Below are 14,293 nucleotides of genomic sequence, written 5' to 3'. Positions count from 1 at the left end.
ATCATGCGCCGCTCGTCACCATCGTGATCAGCGCCGGTCTGAAGCGCATTCCGCTCTCGATCGTCGAAGCCGCCCGCATCGACGGCGCGCAGCCCTCACGCATCATCATCGACCATCTGCTCCCGCTCCTGCGCCCGCATATTTTAAGCGCATCATTGCTGGCTTTCGTCGCAGGTATCGGCAATTTCGGCATTCCGGCCCTCCTCGGCGCGCCGGTGAATTACGTGACGCTGCCGGTTCTCATCTATCGCCGCTTGTCGAGCTTCGGCACCGGCATGCTGCCCGACGTAGCGGCGCTCGGCCTTCTCGTTGCTGCTGTCGCCATGGTCTGCGTCGTGGCAAGTCAATTGCTTACCCGCCGCTCCGATGTGCGCCTGGAGGAAGACGCGCCGCTAAAACCCTTCTGGCATCTCGGCAAGGCGCGAAAGTCCGTCGAGATCTTCGTGGGGCTCATGATCGCCTTCACATTGATCCTGCCGCTCATATCCCTCATGGCTTCGGCCCTGGTGCCATCTTTTGGAATGCCGCTCACTCTCTCGAACCTGACCCTCGACAATTTCACGGAAGTAATGGCGCGTCAGGATGTGACGATGCGTGCCTTCATGAATTCGCTGATCTATTCGGGCGGAGCCGCGTTCCTGCTCGCATGTCTCGCGATCCCGACCGCCTATGCATTGGTGCGGCGGATGGGAACGTCGCGAATACCCGTGATCGCGCTTCTCGAAATTCCTTACGTGCTGCCCGGCATCGTGCTGGCCATCGCCTGCATCCTGCTCTTCCTGAAGCCGCTGCCCCTCATCGGCGTCTCGCTTTATGCCACGCCCTGGATCATCGTCTTCGCCTATCTCGCCCGCTTCCTTGCCGTCGCCATCAAGCCGGTGCTTGCGGCCATGACGCAAATCGACCTCGCCCCCGAGGAGGCCGCCGCTCTCGATGGCGCGGGCCTTGCACAACGGTTCATCGACATCATCCTGCCTTCGCTGCTTCCGGCAGTCGTTGCAGGCGGGCTCATGGCGTTCCTGCTCGCGTTCAGTGAATTGACGGTCTCGGCCCTGCTCTGGTCGGCAGGCACGGAGACCATCGGCGTGGCGCTCTACAATCTCGAAGAGGCAGGCCTCGCGAGCCAGGCCTCGGCCATCGCAATCGTCATCGTCGCGGTCGTGACTGTCGCCATGCTCATCCTCGATGCTTTGGGCAAATACCTGCCGGCGGATGCCCTGCCCTGGCATTGTGAACCAGCCGACGACACCGGGTTGCAGAGGCCCCGTTTCTCAACGAGCCGTGCCATGTCTTTCAACGATTTCAAGCAGAGGCTTCCCCTCGCGTCTTCACCCTCCTGACGAAGGCTCCTCCTGCCATCAAAAATGTAGAACGCTCTCACGAAGTTGCGGGGCTGTGGCCTTTCGGGCTTCAGGCGAAGGTGGGCTCGTCCCTGAGGTGTCCTGAAAGCGAACATTTCCCTATGCCATCCCTGCCCAAGCGTTTTAACATCGACTCATGGTTCCTGCTTCTGTCCGCATGTCTTCTCCCCTCGGCCCCTTCCACACCGAAGCGTCGTGGGACGATCTCAGGATCTTCCTGGCCGTGGTGGCTCATGGATCGATGAACGGCGCGGCCAAGGCCCTCGGCCAAAGCCAGCCGACAATCGCCCGACGCATCAAGGCGCTGGAGGAAGCCCTGGGGCTCGATCTGTTCCAGCGCGGTCCCAACAATCTCGAATTGACGGAAGCAGGCCAAGCGGTCTTCGAGGCCGCGTCCCCGATGGGCGAAGCGGCGGGCATCGTCTCGCGCACGGCTGCTGCTTATCGGCCGGACCCGAATGCGCCGGTGCGGATCACGGCGACATCCTCCGTCGCCATGTTCCTCTCGCTGCATTCGGCAGAACTGCACGAAGCCGCGGCCCCGGTGGAGATCGCCTATATCCCCACGCGGCAAAGGCTCGATCTCGCATCGGGCGAGGCCGATATAGGTCTGCGCATGCGCAACCTGCCCGAAGGGAGCGACGATCTCGTCGTGCGCCGCATCGGGCAGATCGCCTTCGCCATCTATGCCACGACGGCGAACCCTGAGACCGTCATCGCCCCACCTGAAGACCCAACTCTTTCCAAGCAGGCCGCATACGTTGCCGGCTTCGCGCAAGGCCGCACCATCGCGGCGCGCATCGGTGATATGCCGATCCGCTATCAGGCCGCGAAGACGGGCCTCGGCGCGGCCTTCCTACCCTGCTGGCTCGGTGATTCCGATCCCGATCTCGTGCAGGTGGTGAAGCCCGAGGGCGAGCTGATCGAGGACGTTTTCCTCGTCATGCACCGCCGCAGCCGCAGCCGGGCCAGCGTAACGCGGGTCGCGAATGCCCTGGCGACGCTGTTCAAGCGCAATCAGAAAGTGCTCACCGGCGGGTGAAGGTTCAAACCGTGTAGAAATAGCGCGTCAGGTGGAAGAAGACCGGGGCGGCGAAGCTCACCGAATCCATGCGGTCCAGCACGCCGCCGTGACCCTGCACCATGGTTCCCCAATCCTTCGCACCCATGGAGCGCTTTATGGCCGAGAGCGAGAGCCCGCCGAGGAATCCTGCGATCACGATCATGCCCGCCATGGCCGCCGCGACCGGGGCTGAGAATGGCGTGATCCACCACAGAGCGGCGCCGAGGATCATGGCCGACAACCCACCGCCGATAAGCCCCTCGACGGTCTTGGACGGACTGATGACGGGCGCGAGCTTCCTCTTTCCCATCAGCTTGCCGAAGACGTACTGCATCACATCGCTGAACTGCACGACGGCAGTGAGGAAGAAGAGCAGCAGGAAGCCCTGGCCCTCGTATCCGGGGACGGGAAGCAGAACCAGCGCGGGCGCGTGGCTGATGCAATAGACGGTGAGCATCACGGCCCATTGAATGCAGCTGACTCGCAGCAGGAAATTCACAGGGTCGCCCTGGAGCGATGAGAGGCTCGGCAGAAGAAGGAAGCCATAGACGGGGATCAGGATCGCGAACAACCCGTACCAATCGCTCCAGACCAGCCAATATTGCAGCGGCAGCAGCACATAGAATGCGAAGGCCAGCGGCACATGATCAGCACGCTGCGTCGGCGTGAGCGAGATGAACTCGCGCAGGGTGTAGAAGGATGTGAGCGCGAACAGTAGCACCGTCGCGGTGAAACCCAGCGCATAGCAGGCCGCGAAGATCGCGATCATCACCCACCAAGCCTTGATCCGCGCATTCAGGTTCTCGACCGTCGCGGTTCCGCTCTCGGATGTTACGCGGCGCGTAAGAACGGCGCCGACCAGGGAGGAGACGCCAAGGATCGTGCCGGTGATGCCGAACAGGATCAGAGATTTCTGGAGAAGCGTCATTTAAGCCATGGCCTCGGGCAAAGGTGGAGCAAGAGCGGAAACGGCGGCCTGAGCGCGCGCGAGAAACGGCTCCTTCTCTTCGTTCTCGACTCGCTCCAGCGCGGCACCGAAATGCGCGCTGCAGATGATGGGAAGCGGCAGGAAGGCACCCTTCGGCATCGCACGCGCGGGGTTGTCGAGATAGACCGGGATCAGCTCGGCGCTGGGAAACTCCTTCGCCAGCCGATAAAGCCCGCTCTTGAAGGGACCGGGCAGCCTGTTGGTGCTGCGCGTGCCTTCCGGAAACAGGATCAGCGAATGGCCCTCAGACAGCACCTTGCGCAACGGCTCCAGCGCATCGCCGGGCGCGGACGAGCCCGACCTGTCGATGAGCACCGCATTAAGGCCGTTCTGCGCGATGAAGCGCTTGACAGCGCCCTGCCCCCAATAATCCGCAGCAGCCGCTGCATGGGTCGTTGCACGAAGATGTTTCGGCAAGGCGGACCACAGCAGCAGCGTATCGATATGGCTGCCGTGATTGGCAAAATAGATGCGCTGCCGCTCATGCGGTTGCGACCCGATCCAGCGTGAATGCCCACCCACAAGGAAACGCGTGAGGCCGATGAGAACGAGATCGATCATGGCCGCTCCTCGATACGGCCCGCAACCGCTTTGAGACGCGTCACGCACGTGGCGAGCGACCCGATCAGGATAATCCACGCAGCAATGCGAAGTACATAGCGCTCCTGCCAGATGAGGCCCTCGACAAGAGCAAGCGCGCAAGCCCCGGTCAGCAGCGCCATGCGATGCTGCTTCGCCATCGGCCCGCGAAAATCCTGCGCCTGACCGAGCGCGCCGCCGAACACGCGAATATATGCTGTCAAAGCCGCAGCGAGCGCGCAGGCCCATCCGATCCATGGAGAGCCGGCGCCATAACCCAACGCGACGAGCAGCATGGTATCCGCAACGCGGTCAGGAATTTCGTTGTAGAGCACGCCGACCGGCGAGCCGCGTCCACCCTCCACCGCCACCATGCCGTCCAGGAGGTTGCACAACAGGCGCAGCTGAATGCTGGCAACTGCAACTAGGTAGAACAGCGGATGCGCCGGCGCATAGACGAGAGCCGCAGCGCCAATAGCCGCGAAGAGAATGCTCGCGACCGAAATCTGGTTGGGCGTCACGGAGGTCTTGAGCAGAGCCTGCGTAAGCTTTTGCGCAAACCCGCTGCTGCGGGCGGCAATGGGCCGTCGCGCATCGGACTTATCGTTGCCCGTGGACTCATCCGGTTGCGTGGCCATCGTTGGGTCTCGGCGATGTTGGAAGATTCGAAACTGAATTACGTCCCAATATCACTACGTCCTTCGAAGCGTCAAAAGGAAACCGTGGCCTTATCCCGATGAGTTGGGGACCTTGGCCGGCTTGGAAGCCGCCTTCGCACTCGCGCCCGGCATGTCGCCCAGTGCATGCGCGAGCACCTTCTTCATCGCACCCGGCAGGGCCTCCTCATGCAGCTGAAGACGTGGGGTCCAACGCATGTCGTGGGGCGCGGGCGTTCCCTTCGGGACTTTGGCGAAGAGCACCGTCAGTTCGAGCGGGAAGTGCGTGAAGACGTGGCGCACGGTGCCGGGCAGGCGCTGCCAGCGCGCATCGATGGGCGCGTCGAGCACGGCGCGGGAGGGCTCGTAGGCCGGCTCCCATTCGCTCGTCGGCGGCTCGGCCATGCCACCGAGGAGACCCGTGGGTGGGCGGGTGCGAAGCAGGATGGTGTCGTCGGCGCGAAGCACCACGAAAGCCGCGCCCTTGCGCAGCTGCCCGGTTTCCTTCTTCTGCTTTTTCGGAAACGTCTCTTGCAAGCCGGTGGCACGGGCCTGACACGGCTTCATCCATGGGCACAAGGCACAGGCCGGACGCTTGGGCGTGCAGATGGTGGCGCCGAGATCCATGACGGCCTGTGCGAAATCACCGGGCCTGTCCTCGGGCACCAGTTCTTCGGTCAAAGCGCGAATGAGAGGCTTTGCCTTGGGCAGCGGCTCCTCGACCATGAAAAGGCGGGACATGACCCGCTCCACATTGCCGTCCACCGCCGCAGCCTTCTGGTTGAAGGCGATGGCCGCCACCGCCGCTGCCGTATAGGCGCCGACGCCCTTGAGCTTCAGGAGCTCGGCCTCCGTCCCCGGAAAAACCCCGCCGTGCTTTTCCACAACCGCCTTGGCGCAGGCATGGAGATTGCGGGCGCGGGAATAATAGCCGAGCCCCGCCCAGGCCTGCATGACCGAATCCGTGGGAGCCTCGGCCAGGGCCTCCACTGTGGGAAACCTCTGGAGAAAGTTCAGATAGTAAGGTTTGACCGCAGCTACCGTCGTCTGCTGCAGCATGATCTCCGAAAGCCAGACGCGGTAAGGGTTTGCGGTCTCGCTGGGCTTCGCGCGCCATGGCAGATCGCGCCGGTGACGATCGTACCAGTCGAGCAGATCCTGAGGGTCGGGCTTGGTCGCGCTCAAAGCGGGCGTTAACATGTGACGTGGAATAACGGTCCTGCGATCATATTCCAACGCGGCTTTTGGACATTCAACATGAGACGACCGAGGCCTTTGGCCCGCCCCCTTGCGGAATTCCTGGATGTCTGCCTCTCCCCGAGCATGGCGGCGCAAGGCTTTGCCACGTCCGACGTCATCATGGCCTGGGCCGATATCGTGGGCGAGCGGCTTGCCGCCTTCACCCAGCCGCTCAAGATCGAATGGAAGAAGAAGGCGCCCCATGCCGATCCGGAATCGCGGCCCGAGCCGTCCACCCTCGTGATCCGCGTGGAAAGCGCCTTCGCCCTGGAACTCCAGCACCAGGCCCCCATCATCATCGACCGGGTGAACACCTATTACGGCTGGCGCTGCATAGGAAAGCTCGTGCTGAAACAAGGGCCGGTGCGGCGGGTCGAGAAGAAGCGTCCGCCCGCTCCCACCCTCACCCCTGAGGACCAGGAGAAGGTGAGCGCCGCCATCGGCCCCATTGAGGAGGAAGGCCTGAAGGCCGCCCTCGACCGGCTGGGACAGGCGATAGTCAGCTCCGGTTCACGCACGAAAGCGTGACATATCGGGCGCTTGCCACGGCGCGTGTCTCATTCTACCGCAAAGCAGCATCTCTTTAGGAGCCTACCCACCATGATCACCCGGCGTCAGACGCTTCAGCTTCTCGGGACCGCAGCTGTCACCGCCTATCTCGCCACGAGCCTTCCGGCCTTCGCCCAGAACGTCGCCGTGCAGGACCTCGCGACGCCCGGCCCCCTTGGGGACGTGGCTCTTGGCCCGGAGAACGCCAAGGTGACCATCGTCGAGTACGCCTCGCTCACCTGCTCCCACTGCGCCGCTTTCCACAAGAATACGTGGCCGGAGCTGAAGAAGCGCTACATCGACACGGGCAAGGTCCGCTTCATCCTGCGCGAATTCCCGCTCGATCCCCTGGCGACGGCGGGCTTCATGCTCTCTCGCTGCGACGGCAACGATAAGTATTACCCGGTCACGGACCTGCTTTTCGAGCAGCAGAAGAACTGGGCCTTTGTGGACAAACCCCTGGATTCGCTCCGTCAGCTCATGCGGCAGGCTGGTTTTTCACAGGAAAAATTTGATGCTTGCCTCAAGGACCAGAAACTTTATGACGCTGTGAACGCGGTGAAGAACCGGGGTATGGAGCAATTCAACGTAGACTCCACGCCGACTTTCTTCATCAATGGTCAGCGTCATCCGGGAAGCCTGTCGATCGATGAGATTGAAAAGGTCATCAAGCCTCTGCTGGGCGAGTAAGCCCCTTCAGCCTGCCCTTTCGGGCCGGGCCGGAAAGGCGCGTCCATGAAGCTGACGCGCCTTCGCATTGCAGGGTTCAAGACATTCGTCGAGCCTTCCGACTTCCTGATCGAGCCCGGTCTGACCGGGGTCGTCGGGCCGAACGGCTGCGGCAAGTCCAATCTCGTGGAAGCCCTGCGCTGGGTGATGGGAGAGAACTCCCACAAGAACATGCGCGCCACGGGCATGGACGACGTCATTTTCTCAGGCTCAGGCGGCCGCCCGGCCCGTAACTGGGCCGAGGTGATGCTCACCATCGACAATACGGAGCGCACGGCGCCCGCCGCGTTCAATGACAGCGATCTCCTGGAGATCTCGCGCAAGATCGAGCGCGAGGAAGGCTCCACCTACCGCGTCAACGGCAAGGAAGTCCGCGCCCGCGACGTGCAGATCCTGTTTGCGGATGCCGCCACCGGCGCCCGCTCCCCCGCCCTCGTCCGCCAGGGCCAGATCAGCGAAATCATCTCGGCCAAGCCCCAGGCCCGCCGCCGCATCCTTGAAGACGCCGCCGGCATCGCGGGCCTCCACGCCCGCCGCCACGAGGCGGAGCTGCGCCTGAAAGCCGCCGAGGACAATCTCGTTCGCGTCGAGGACGTGATCCGCGAGCTCGAGAATCAGATCGAGAGCCTGAAGCGCCAGGGCCGTCAGGCCTCCCGCTACAAGAACCTCTCCGCCGAAATCCGCCGCCTCGAAGCCCTGATGTACGCCATCAGCTTCGCCGATGCGCGGGATCAGGCCGCCACCGCCGAGCGGCAGGTTTCCGAGAATCTCAAGGCCGTTGCGGACCTGACCGAAGATCAGACCAAGACCGCCACCGCCCAGGCCGTCGCCGCCCATGGCCTCCCGGCCCTGCGGCAGGCCGAGGCCGAGGCGGCCGCTGCCTTGCAGCGCCTGACCCATGCCCGCAACGAGCTCGAATCCGAGGAGCGCCGCTCCAAGGAGCGCGTGGTCGAGCTGGAGCGGCATATCGGCGACCTGAACCGCGATATCGCCCGCGAGGCGGCGCAGCGCACGGATGCCGAGGCCACCATCGAGCGCCTCCAGGCCGAGGCCGCCGAACTCGCCCAGACCAATGACGGCGCCGACGATACCCGCGCCGAGAGCGAAGAGCGCCTGCAGCAGGCCGAAGCCGAGCTGGCCGAGGCAGAGGCTGCCTTGAGCGCACTTCAGGCCCAGACCTCCGACCTCAATGCCCGCCGCGCCGCCCTGGAGCGCGCGGTGCGTGAGGAAATGGAGCGTGCCTCCCGTTTCCGCGCCGAGAAGGAGCGTCTTGAGCGCGAGATCGAGGCCCTGTCCTCCGCCACCGATAGCGACGGCCCGCCCATCGACGATCTGCGCGAGGAAATGGCGATTGCCGAGGACGCCGCGGAGGGTGCGGAAGAAGCGGTGATCGAAGTCCGCGAGACCCTCGCCCAAGCCCGCGACGCGGAAAGCCGCCTGCGCCAGCCCGTGAGCGAGGCCGAGCGCAAGGCGCAGCGGCTCGAGACCGAGGCGCGGACGCTTGCCAAGCTCGTGACCTCCGCCACCGGCGATCTCTGGCCGCCGGCGCTGGACCAGATCACGGTCGAGAAGGGCTATGAGACGGCCCTCGGTGCGGCCCTGGGCGACGACCTCGAAGCCTCGACGAATCCTTCCGCCCCGCACCATTGGGCCCTAAGCGGCTCCGGCGATGGCGATCCTACACTTCCGGAAGGCGTCCGCTCGCTCGCCGATCTCGCCCGGGCTCCCGCCGAGATGCAGCGCCGTCTGCGCCAGATCGGTGTCGTCACCAAGGCCGACGGTTTGCGCCTTCGCGGGCTCCTAAAGCCCGGCCAGCGCCTCGTCTCACAGGAAGGCGACCTATGGCGCTGGGATGGTTTCACCACCGCCGCGGAAGCCCCCTCGCCCGCCGCCCGCCGTCTCGCCGAAAAGAATCGCCTGGGTGACCTGGAGCTTGAGGCCGCGGCAGCCCGCGAGCAGGCGGAGGAGCTGCGCCAGGAGGCCGAGGCCGCCCTTGAGGCTGTGCGTCAGGCCGCCTCCCGCGAAATGCAGGCCATCGAGACCGCTCGCCAAGCCCGGCAGGCTCTCGACGCCGCCCGCACGCGCCTTTCCGTTGCCGAGCGCAAGGAAGCCGAACTCGGCCAGCGCCGCTCCGCCCTTCAGGAAGGCCTCACCCGCCTGTCCGAGAGCGAGGCGGAAGCCCTGGAACGCGTGCAGGATGCGGAAGGCGCCCTGCAAGAGCTTGCGCCCGCCCCCGATCTCGAAAGCCGCCTTCTCGAAGAGCGCACCCGCGTGGCCGAGCGCCGCGCCGCAGCCTCCGAGGCCCGCGCGGCTGTCCAATCCCTGACCCACGAAGCAGAGCTTCGCCGCCGCCGTCAGGAATCGCTGGCCGGCGATATCCGTCTCTGGGGTGAGCGCGTCGTACGCGCCGCCAAGGCCTTCGAGGATCTGGGTGAGCGCCTGGAGCGCGCCCAGGAAGAGCACGAGCGCCTGCTGGAGGCGCCCGACACCTATCTCCTGCGCCGCCGCGCCATCATCGCCGAGGTCGAGGAGGCCGAGGCCAAGCGCAAGGAAGCCGCCGACCGGCTGGCAGACGCGGAAACCGGCCTTGCCGAGACCGACCGCGCGGCCCGCGCCTCCCTGGAAGCCCTGGCCGCCGCCCGCGAGGCCCGCGCCGGCTCCCAGGCCCGCCATGAAGCCGCCGTGCAGCGCCTGGCCGAGATCACCCGCGCCATCGCGGAGAATCTCGAAACGACCCCTGCCGGACTCATCGAGATGGCGGGCTTAAGAGAAACGACCGAGCTGCCTCCGCATTCGGAAATCGAATCAAAGCTTCACTCCCTCAAGTCGGACCGCGAGCGCCTCGGCGCCGTGAACCTGCGCGCCGACGAGGAGCTGACGGAGCTCGAGACCAAACACGGTAACATCGCGGGTGAGCGGGACGACCTCGTCGAGGCCATCAAGCGCCTGCGCCATGCCATCGGCAGCCTCAATCGCGAGGGCCGCGAGCGGCTGCTGGCCGCCTTCGACGTGGTCAACGATCACTTCAAGCGCCTCTTCACCACGCTTTTCGGCGGCGGCACGGCGGAACTGACCCTGGTCGATTCGGACGATCCGCTGGAAGCGGGTCTCGAAATCCTGGCCCGGCCGCCAGGCAAGAAGCCCCAGAGCATGACGCTGCTCTCCGGCGGCGAGCAGGCCCTGACGGCGACCGCGCTCATCTTCGCGGTGTTCCTCACGAATCCCTCTCCGATCTGCGTGCTCGACGAGGTGGACGCCCCCCTCGACGACGCCAACGTGGAGCGCTATTGCGCCCTCCTGGAGGAGATGGCGAAGAACACCGAGACCCGCTTCGTGGTGATTACCCACAACCCGATCACCATGGCCCGCATGAACCGTTTGTTCGGCGTCACCATGGCCGAACGCGGCGTCTCCCAGCTGGTCTCGGTCGATCTGCAGAGCGCCGAGCACATTCTTGAAGTGGCCTAAGGCTTTCAGCCCCGCCTTGCTTCAGCCGCAAAAACATGTGCGCTTTGCACTCCCGGCAGCGCAGAAACGACCTTATCGAAGCAATTACAAAGACTTAGTTCTTTTCATACGGTCCTTGACAGGGGGGACCCCCGCTCATATGGTGCGCCCGGCTTTCGGGGCTGGCTTCCGAGCATTTTCTCGCAACGCTTGAAAGGAGATCGCAATGGCGGACCCTCACGAGCGGAACGGTGGAAATGAGCGGAAACCGGGCAGCGCCGACGATGCCGATCTGTCAGCGAGGTTGAAATCGCTCGACGCGCGGATCTCCCAAGCATCCGCACATCGAGCCGAATCTGAACCTCGCGCCCGCCCGACGTCAGATTCCAGCGCCCTCGGCCAAGCCTTCAGGCTCTCGGCCGAATTCGTTGCAGGGGTCGCCGCCGGCGGGATTTTGGGTTGGCTTGTCGATCGTCTGTTCGGAATATCCCCTTGGGGCCTGATCGTTTGTCTGATACTCGGCTTCTGTGCCGGGATGCTCAACCTGATGCGAGCAGCCGGGATGGTCAAATCCGCCCGGCATGAAGACAAGCGGTGAAGGACCCGGCTTTCGAACGCCGAACGGCATTGAACAACAGCGAACTTTGAGAGCGGATTATGGCGAGCCCGATCGAACAATTCCAGATCAAGCCCATCATTCCCGCCATTAGCTTCACCAATTCGTCCCTGTTCATGATCGGCGCAGCCGCTGTGATCGTGGGCGGCCTCCTCTACGCCACGCGTAAGCGCGCCGTCGTTCCGGGCCGCGCCCAGTCGGTGGCCGAGGTCCTGCACGACTTCGTCGCCAACACGCTGGTTGATGCCACCGGCAAGGAGGGGATGAAGTTCTTCCCCCTCGTCTTCTCGCTCTTCATGTTCGTGCTGACGGCGAACCTGCTCGGCATGATTCCGGGCTTCTTCACGGTCACCAGTCACGTCATCGTCACCTTCGCGCTCGCCCTGCTGGTGATCGGAACGGTGGTGGTCTACGGCTTCATGAAGCACGGCACCCATTTCCTGGGCCTCTTCGTGCCGTCGGGCGTGCCGGTTTGGCTCCTGCCTTTCATCGTGGTCATCGAGATCATTTCGTTCCTCTCCCGCCCGATTTCGCTGTCCCTGCGTCTTTTCGCGAACATGCTCGCGGGACACATCGCGCTGAAGGTTTTCGCAGGCTTCGTCGTGGCGCTGCTGGGCGCCGGCGGCGCCCTGTCGATCCTCGCTCCGCTGCCGCTTCTCATGGCGGTTGCTCTCATGGCGCTCGAGTTCCTCGTCGCCGCTCTGCAGGCCTACGTCTTCACGGTGTTGACCTGCATCTACCTCAACGACGCGCTGCACCCGGGCCACTAGGTCTGCGCCGAGTTAGTCTCTTCCCTCCCGATCACATTCTTCCCAAGGAGATCACAATGGATCCGATCGCTTTCAAGTACCTCGGCGCGGGCCTCGCCTGCATTGGCATGGGTCTCGCCGCTATGGGCGTCGGCAACATCTTCGGCAACTTCCTCTCGGGCGCCCTGCGTAACCCGTCGGCAGCCGACGGTCAGTTCGCCCGCGCCTTCATCGGCGCGGCACTCGCAGAAGGTCTCGGCATCTTCTGTCTCGTCGTCGCTCTCGTTCTGCTCTTCACCTAATCTCAAGACGGTGATCGGGAGGTCGAGGCGTGCGAACGCTTCGCCTCGACAGGGGTGACGGCGGATTGAACCGCCGTCATTCACGTTTGTAGGATTACTCATCCTTTAGGATCTGCTCCATGGCTCAGGCTCAGACGAACCACGCCACAACAGAGGCCCCTGGCGGCGCTCACGAGGATATAGGTTTCCCGCCCTTCGAGACGGAAACCTATGCCGGTCAGCTCCTCTGGTTGGCGATCACCTTCGTGGGCCTCTACACCCTGCTCTCACGGCTGGTCCTCCCGCGTCTGGGCGGAATCATCGAGAACCGCCGCACGATGATCGCCAGCGATCTCGGCGACGCGGCTGCCATGAAATCCAGCGCGGAAGAAGCCGGCGCCGCCTATGAGACCGCGCTCGCCGAAGCCAAGGGCCGCGCTCAGGCTCTGGCACGGGAGACCCGCGCCAAGCTGTCCGCCGAGAGCGACGCCAAGCGCAAGGCACTCGAGTCCGACCTGAACCAGCGTCTCGCCGATGCCGAAACCACGATCACTGTCAAGAAGACAGAGGCCATGAGCCACGTGGACGCCATCGCCCGCGACACCGCTTCCGCCATCATCGAGCGCCTGACCGGCAAAGCTCCGGCGCCGCAGGCGGTCGAGGCCGCTCTCAACCAGATCAAGGCCTGATCGGGAGGTCCGCATGTTTCAAAGCGCTGAATTCTGGGTCGCGGTTGCCTTCGTCATCTTCTGGGGCATCCTGTTCTACTATGGCGTGCCCGGCAAAGTGGTGGGCCAGCTCGATTCCCGCGGCAAGCGGATTGCCAGCGAACTGGCCGAGGCCAAGCGCCTGCGCCAGGACGCCGAATGGCTACTCAAGGAATACGAGGCCAAGCGTACCACCGCCGAGCGCGAAGCTGCCGAGATCGTCTCCAGCGCCCGCGACGAGGCCGAGCGTCTGGCCCGCGAGGCTCAGGAGAAGATGGCCGACTTCGTGAAACGCCGCACGGCGACCGCCGAGGCCAAGATCGCCCAGGCCGAGGCTCAGGCTTCCGCCGAAGTGCGAACCGCCGCGATCGATGCCGCCATCAAGGCCTCCGAGCGTGTCCTGCGCGACCAGATCACCGGCCCGACGGCCGCTTCGCTCCTGACGTCGAGCCTCAACGACGTGCGCACGAAGCTGCAATAAGGACTGCGGTTCAAGCCAACGACTTCAAAGGCCGCCCTTGAGGCGGCCTTTTTGCTGGAGATGTCATGCTGCTGATCTTCGATTGCGACGGCGTATTGGTCGATTCAGAGCCGCTTGCCTGCCAAGTCGATGCCGATGTTCTGAATGATCTCGGCTTGCCCTACACGGCTGACGAGATCGCGCGACAATTCGTCGGCAAGAGCATGAAGGATATGATCGCGCGGATCGAAGTCGATCATGGGCGGGCACTGCCCAGCGATTTCGCCGAGCGGGTCAACCGCGCACTGTTTGCACGCTTCGAGACGGATCTGCAGCCGATTGCAGGCGTGCGTGACGCCATTCTCTCCTTATCCTATCCGCGCTGCGTCGCCTCCTCCTCCGTGCCAGAGCGAATCGCCTTGTCGCTGCGCGTGACCGGTCTCGCCGATATCTTCGATAACATCTTCAGCGCGACGCAGGTCGCGCGCGGGAAGCCTGCGCCGGATCTGTTTCTTCATGCAGCGCAACAGATGGGAGCACGTCCGGAAGACTGCCTCGTCATTGAAGACTCGCCGGCCGGAGTTCAAGCTGCGATCGCGGCCGGCATGCGCGTGATCGGTTTCACCGGTGGAGGACATTGCGGGCCAGACCATGTGGATCGGCTGCGGCAGGCGGGAGCAGCAGTGATCATTGCGAAGATGACGGAGCTACCAACAGCCGTGCACGCGTCGGAGTCATGACACCGTCGTCCCAGACGAAACGCAGCGAAGATCCGGGGTCATACGCAGGATAGAGCGGTGTCATTCTGGGTTCCCCCTTCGCGGGAATGACAGTGGGAGGTTCCAGCACTCTACTTGTCCAACCACCCC

At 64.1% G+C, this 14,293-nt stretch carries 15 protein-coding genes; 11 read left to right on the top strand and 4 right to left on the bottom strand.

Annotation, left to right across the window (positions count from 1 at the left end; all coding sequences use genetic code 11):
* Both ACXJKO_RS08575 and ACXJKO_RS08570 read left to right on the top strand, forming a co-directional pair.
* Positions 1 to 1,340: ABC transporter permease (locus tag ACXJKO_RS08575; protein WP_457090662.1), on the top strand; the 1,340-nt coding region annotated here is incomplete at its 5' end.
* A gap of 157 nt (positions 1,341 to 1,497) precedes the next feature.
* A complete protein-coding gene (locus tag ACXJKO_RS08570; RefSeq protein ID WP_457090661.1) occupies positions 1,498 to 2,403 on the top strand; it encodes a LysR family transcriptional regulator in 906 nt (301 codons plus the stop codon).
* Positions 2,404 to 2,407: 4 nt separating this feature from the next.
* On the opposite strand, the gene ACXJKO_RS08565 is transcribed toward ACXJKO_RS08570, so the two are convergent.
* The 4 genes from ACXJKO_RS08565 to mutY all read right to left on the bottom strand — a co-directional run bounded on the left by ACXJKO_RS08565 (position 2,408) and on the right by mutY (position 5,847).
* Complete coding sequence (locus ACXJKO_RS08565; RefSeq protein ID WP_457090660.1) at positions 2,408 to 3,352, bottom strand: phosphatidate cytidylyltransferase; 945 nt, start codon at positions 3,350 to 3,352, stop codon at positions 2,408 to 2,410.
* Positions 3,353 to 3,973 (bottom strand): lysophospholipid acyltransferase family protein, encoded by a 621-nt coding sequence (locus ACXJKO_RS08560; RefSeq protein WP_457090659.1) that lies wholly within the window; start codon positions 3,971 to 3,973, stop codon positions 3,353 to 3,355. It lies immediately after the preceding gene.
* Complete coding sequence (locus ACXJKO_RS08555; protein WP_457090658.1) at positions 3,970 to 4,629, bottom strand: CDP-alcohol phosphatidyltransferase family protein; 660 nt, start codon at positions 4,627 to 4,629, stop codon at positions 3,970 to 3,972. The genes ACXJKO_RS08560 and ACXJKO_RS08555 overlap by 4 nt, the downstream gene beginning before the upstream one ends.
* A 90-nt stretch (positions 4,630 to 4,719) precedes the next feature.
* The gene (mutY, locus tag ACXJKO_RS08550; RefSeq protein ID WP_457090657.1) at positions 4,720 to 5,847 is read right to left on the bottom strand and encodes an A/G-specific adenine glycosylase; all 1,128 of its coding nucleotides are present in this window, start codon (positions 5,845 to 5,847) and stop codon (positions 4,720 to 4,722) included.
* Positions 5,848 to 5,904: 57 nt separating this feature from the next.
* Between mutY and ACXJKO_RS08545 the strand changes: the two genes are divergently transcribed.
* From ACXJKO_RS08545 to ACXJKO_RS08505, 9 genes are all read left to right on the top strand, one after another.
* A complete protein-coding gene (locus ACXJKO_RS08545) occupies positions 5,905 to 6,414 on the top strand; it encodes a DUF721 domain-containing protein (protein ID WP_457090656.1) in 510 nt (169 codons plus the stop codon).
* Between the two features lie 72 nt (positions 6,415 to 6,486).
* The gene (locus ACXJKO_RS08540) at positions 6,487 to 7,125 is read left to right on the top strand and encodes a DsbA family protein (protein ID WP_457090655.1); all 639 of its coding nucleotides are present in this window, start codon (positions 6,487 to 6,489) and stop codon (positions 7,123 to 7,125) included.
* A 45-nt stretch (positions 7,126 to 7,170) separates the two neighbouring features.
* Complete coding sequence (locus ACXJKO_RS08535) at positions 7,171 to 10,632, top strand: chromosome segregation SMC family protein (RefSeq protein WP_457090654.1); 3,462 nt, start codon at positions 7,171 to 7,173, stop codon at positions 10,630 to 10,632.
* Positions 10,633 to 10,837: 205 nt separating this feature from the next.
* Complete coding sequence (locus ACXJKO_RS08530; RefSeq protein ID WP_457090653.1) at positions 10,838 to 11,209, top strand: AtpZ/AtpI family protein; 372 nt, start codon at positions 10,838 to 10,840, stop codon at positions 11,207 to 11,209.
* A 59-nt stretch (positions 11,210 to 11,268) separates the two neighbouring features.
* A complete protein-coding gene (locus ACXJKO_RS08525; protein ID WP_457090652.1) occupies positions 11,269 to 11,997 on the top strand; it encodes a F0F1 ATP synthase subunit A in 729 nt (242 codons plus the stop codon).
* 56 nt (positions 11,998 to 12,053) lie between these two features.
* Positions 12,054 to 12,278, top strand: coding sequence for a F0F1 ATP synthase subunit C (locus ACXJKO_RS08520; protein WP_099508815.1), 225 nt, complete (start codon positions 12,054 to 12,056; stop codon positions 12,276 to 12,278).
* 119 nt (positions 12,279 to 12,397) lie between these two features.
* The gene (locus tag ACXJKO_RS08515) at positions 12,398 to 12,946 is read left to right on the top strand and encodes a F0F1 ATP synthase subunit B family protein (protein ID WP_457090651.1); all 549 of its coding nucleotides are present in this window, start codon (positions 12,398 to 12,400) and stop codon (positions 12,944 to 12,946) included.
* A 13-nt stretch (positions 12,947 to 12,959) separates the two neighbouring features.
* Entirely contained in the window at positions 12,960 to 13,445 is a 486-nt protein-coding gene (locus ACXJKO_RS08510; RefSeq protein WP_457090650.1) for a F0F1 ATP synthase subunit B family protein, read from the top strand.
* A gap of 65 nt (positions 13,446 to 13,510) precedes the next feature.
* The gene (locus ACXJKO_RS08505; protein ID WP_457090649.1) at positions 13,511 to 14,164 is read left to right on the top strand and encodes an HAD family hydrolase; all 654 of its coding nucleotides are present in this window, start codon (positions 13,511 to 13,513) and stop codon (positions 14,162 to 14,164) included.
* The last annotated feature ends 129 nt before the right edge of the window (positions 14,165 to 14,293 follow it).

Source organism: Microvirga sp. P5_D2 (assembly GCF_054049475.1).
This window is presented reverse-complemented; position numbering and strand designations above follow the sequence as displayed.

What these genes read in the sequence shown, in the direction of transcription:
- ACXJKO_RS08570 (WP_457090661.1), top strand. Translation starts at nt 1,498, where the DNA reads ATGGTTCCTGCTTCTGTCCGCATGTCTTCTCCCCTCGGCCCCTTCCAC.
- ACXJKO_RS08565 (WP_457090660.1), bottom strand. Translation starts at nt 3,352, where the DNA reads ATGACGCTTCTCCAGAAATCTCTGATCCTGTTCGGCATCACCGGCACG.
- ACXJKO_RS08560 (WP_457090659.1), bottom strand. Translation starts at nt 3,973, where the DNA reads ATGATCGATCTCGTTCTCATCGGCCTCACGCGTTTCCTTGTGGGTGGG.
- ACXJKO_RS08555 (WP_457090658.1), bottom strand. Translation starts at nt 4,629, where the DNA reads ATGGCCACGCAACCGGATGAGTCCACGGGCAACGATAAGTCCGATGCG.
- mutY (WP_457090657.1), bottom strand. Translation starts at nt 5,847, where the DNA reads ATGTTAACGCCCGCTTTGAGCGCGACCAAGCCCGACCCTCAGGATCTG.
- ACXJKO_RS08545 (WP_457090656.1), top strand. Translation starts at nt 5,905, where the DNA reads ATGAGACGACCGAGGCCTTTGGCCCGCCCCCTTGCGGAATTCCTGGAT.
- ACXJKO_RS08540 (WP_457090655.1), top strand. Translation starts at nt 6,487, where the DNA reads ATGATCACCCGGCGTCAGACGCTTCAGCTTCTCGGGACCGCAGCTGTC.
- ACXJKO_RS08535 (WP_457090654.1), top strand. Translation starts at nt 7,171, where the DNA reads ATGAAGCTGACGCGCCTTCGCATTGCAGGGTTCAAGACATTCGTCGAG.
- ACXJKO_RS08530 (WP_457090653.1), top strand. Translation starts at nt 10,838, where the DNA reads ATGGCGGACCCTCACGAGCGGAACGGTGGAAATGAGCGGAAACCGGGC.
- ACXJKO_RS08525 (WP_457090652.1), top strand. Translation starts at nt 11,269, where the DNA reads ATGGCGAGCCCGATCGAACAATTCCAGATCAAGCCCATCATTCCCGCC.
- ACXJKO_RS08520 (WP_099508815.1), top strand. Translation starts at nt 12,054, where the DNA reads ATGGATCCGATCGCTTTCAAGTACCTCGGCGCGGGCCTCGCCTGCATT.
- ACXJKO_RS08515 (WP_457090651.1), top strand. Translation starts at nt 12,398, where the DNA reads ATGGCTCAGGCTCAGACGAACCACGCCACAACAGAGGCCCCTGGCGGC.
- ACXJKO_RS08510 (WP_457090650.1), top strand. Translation starts at nt 12,960, where the DNA reads ATGTTTCAAAGCGCTGAATTCTGGGTCGCGGTTGCCTTCGTCATCTTC.
- ACXJKO_RS08505 (WP_457090649.1), top strand. Translation starts at nt 13,511, where the DNA reads ATGCTGCTGATCTTCGATTGCGACGGCGTATTGGTCGATTCAGAGCCG.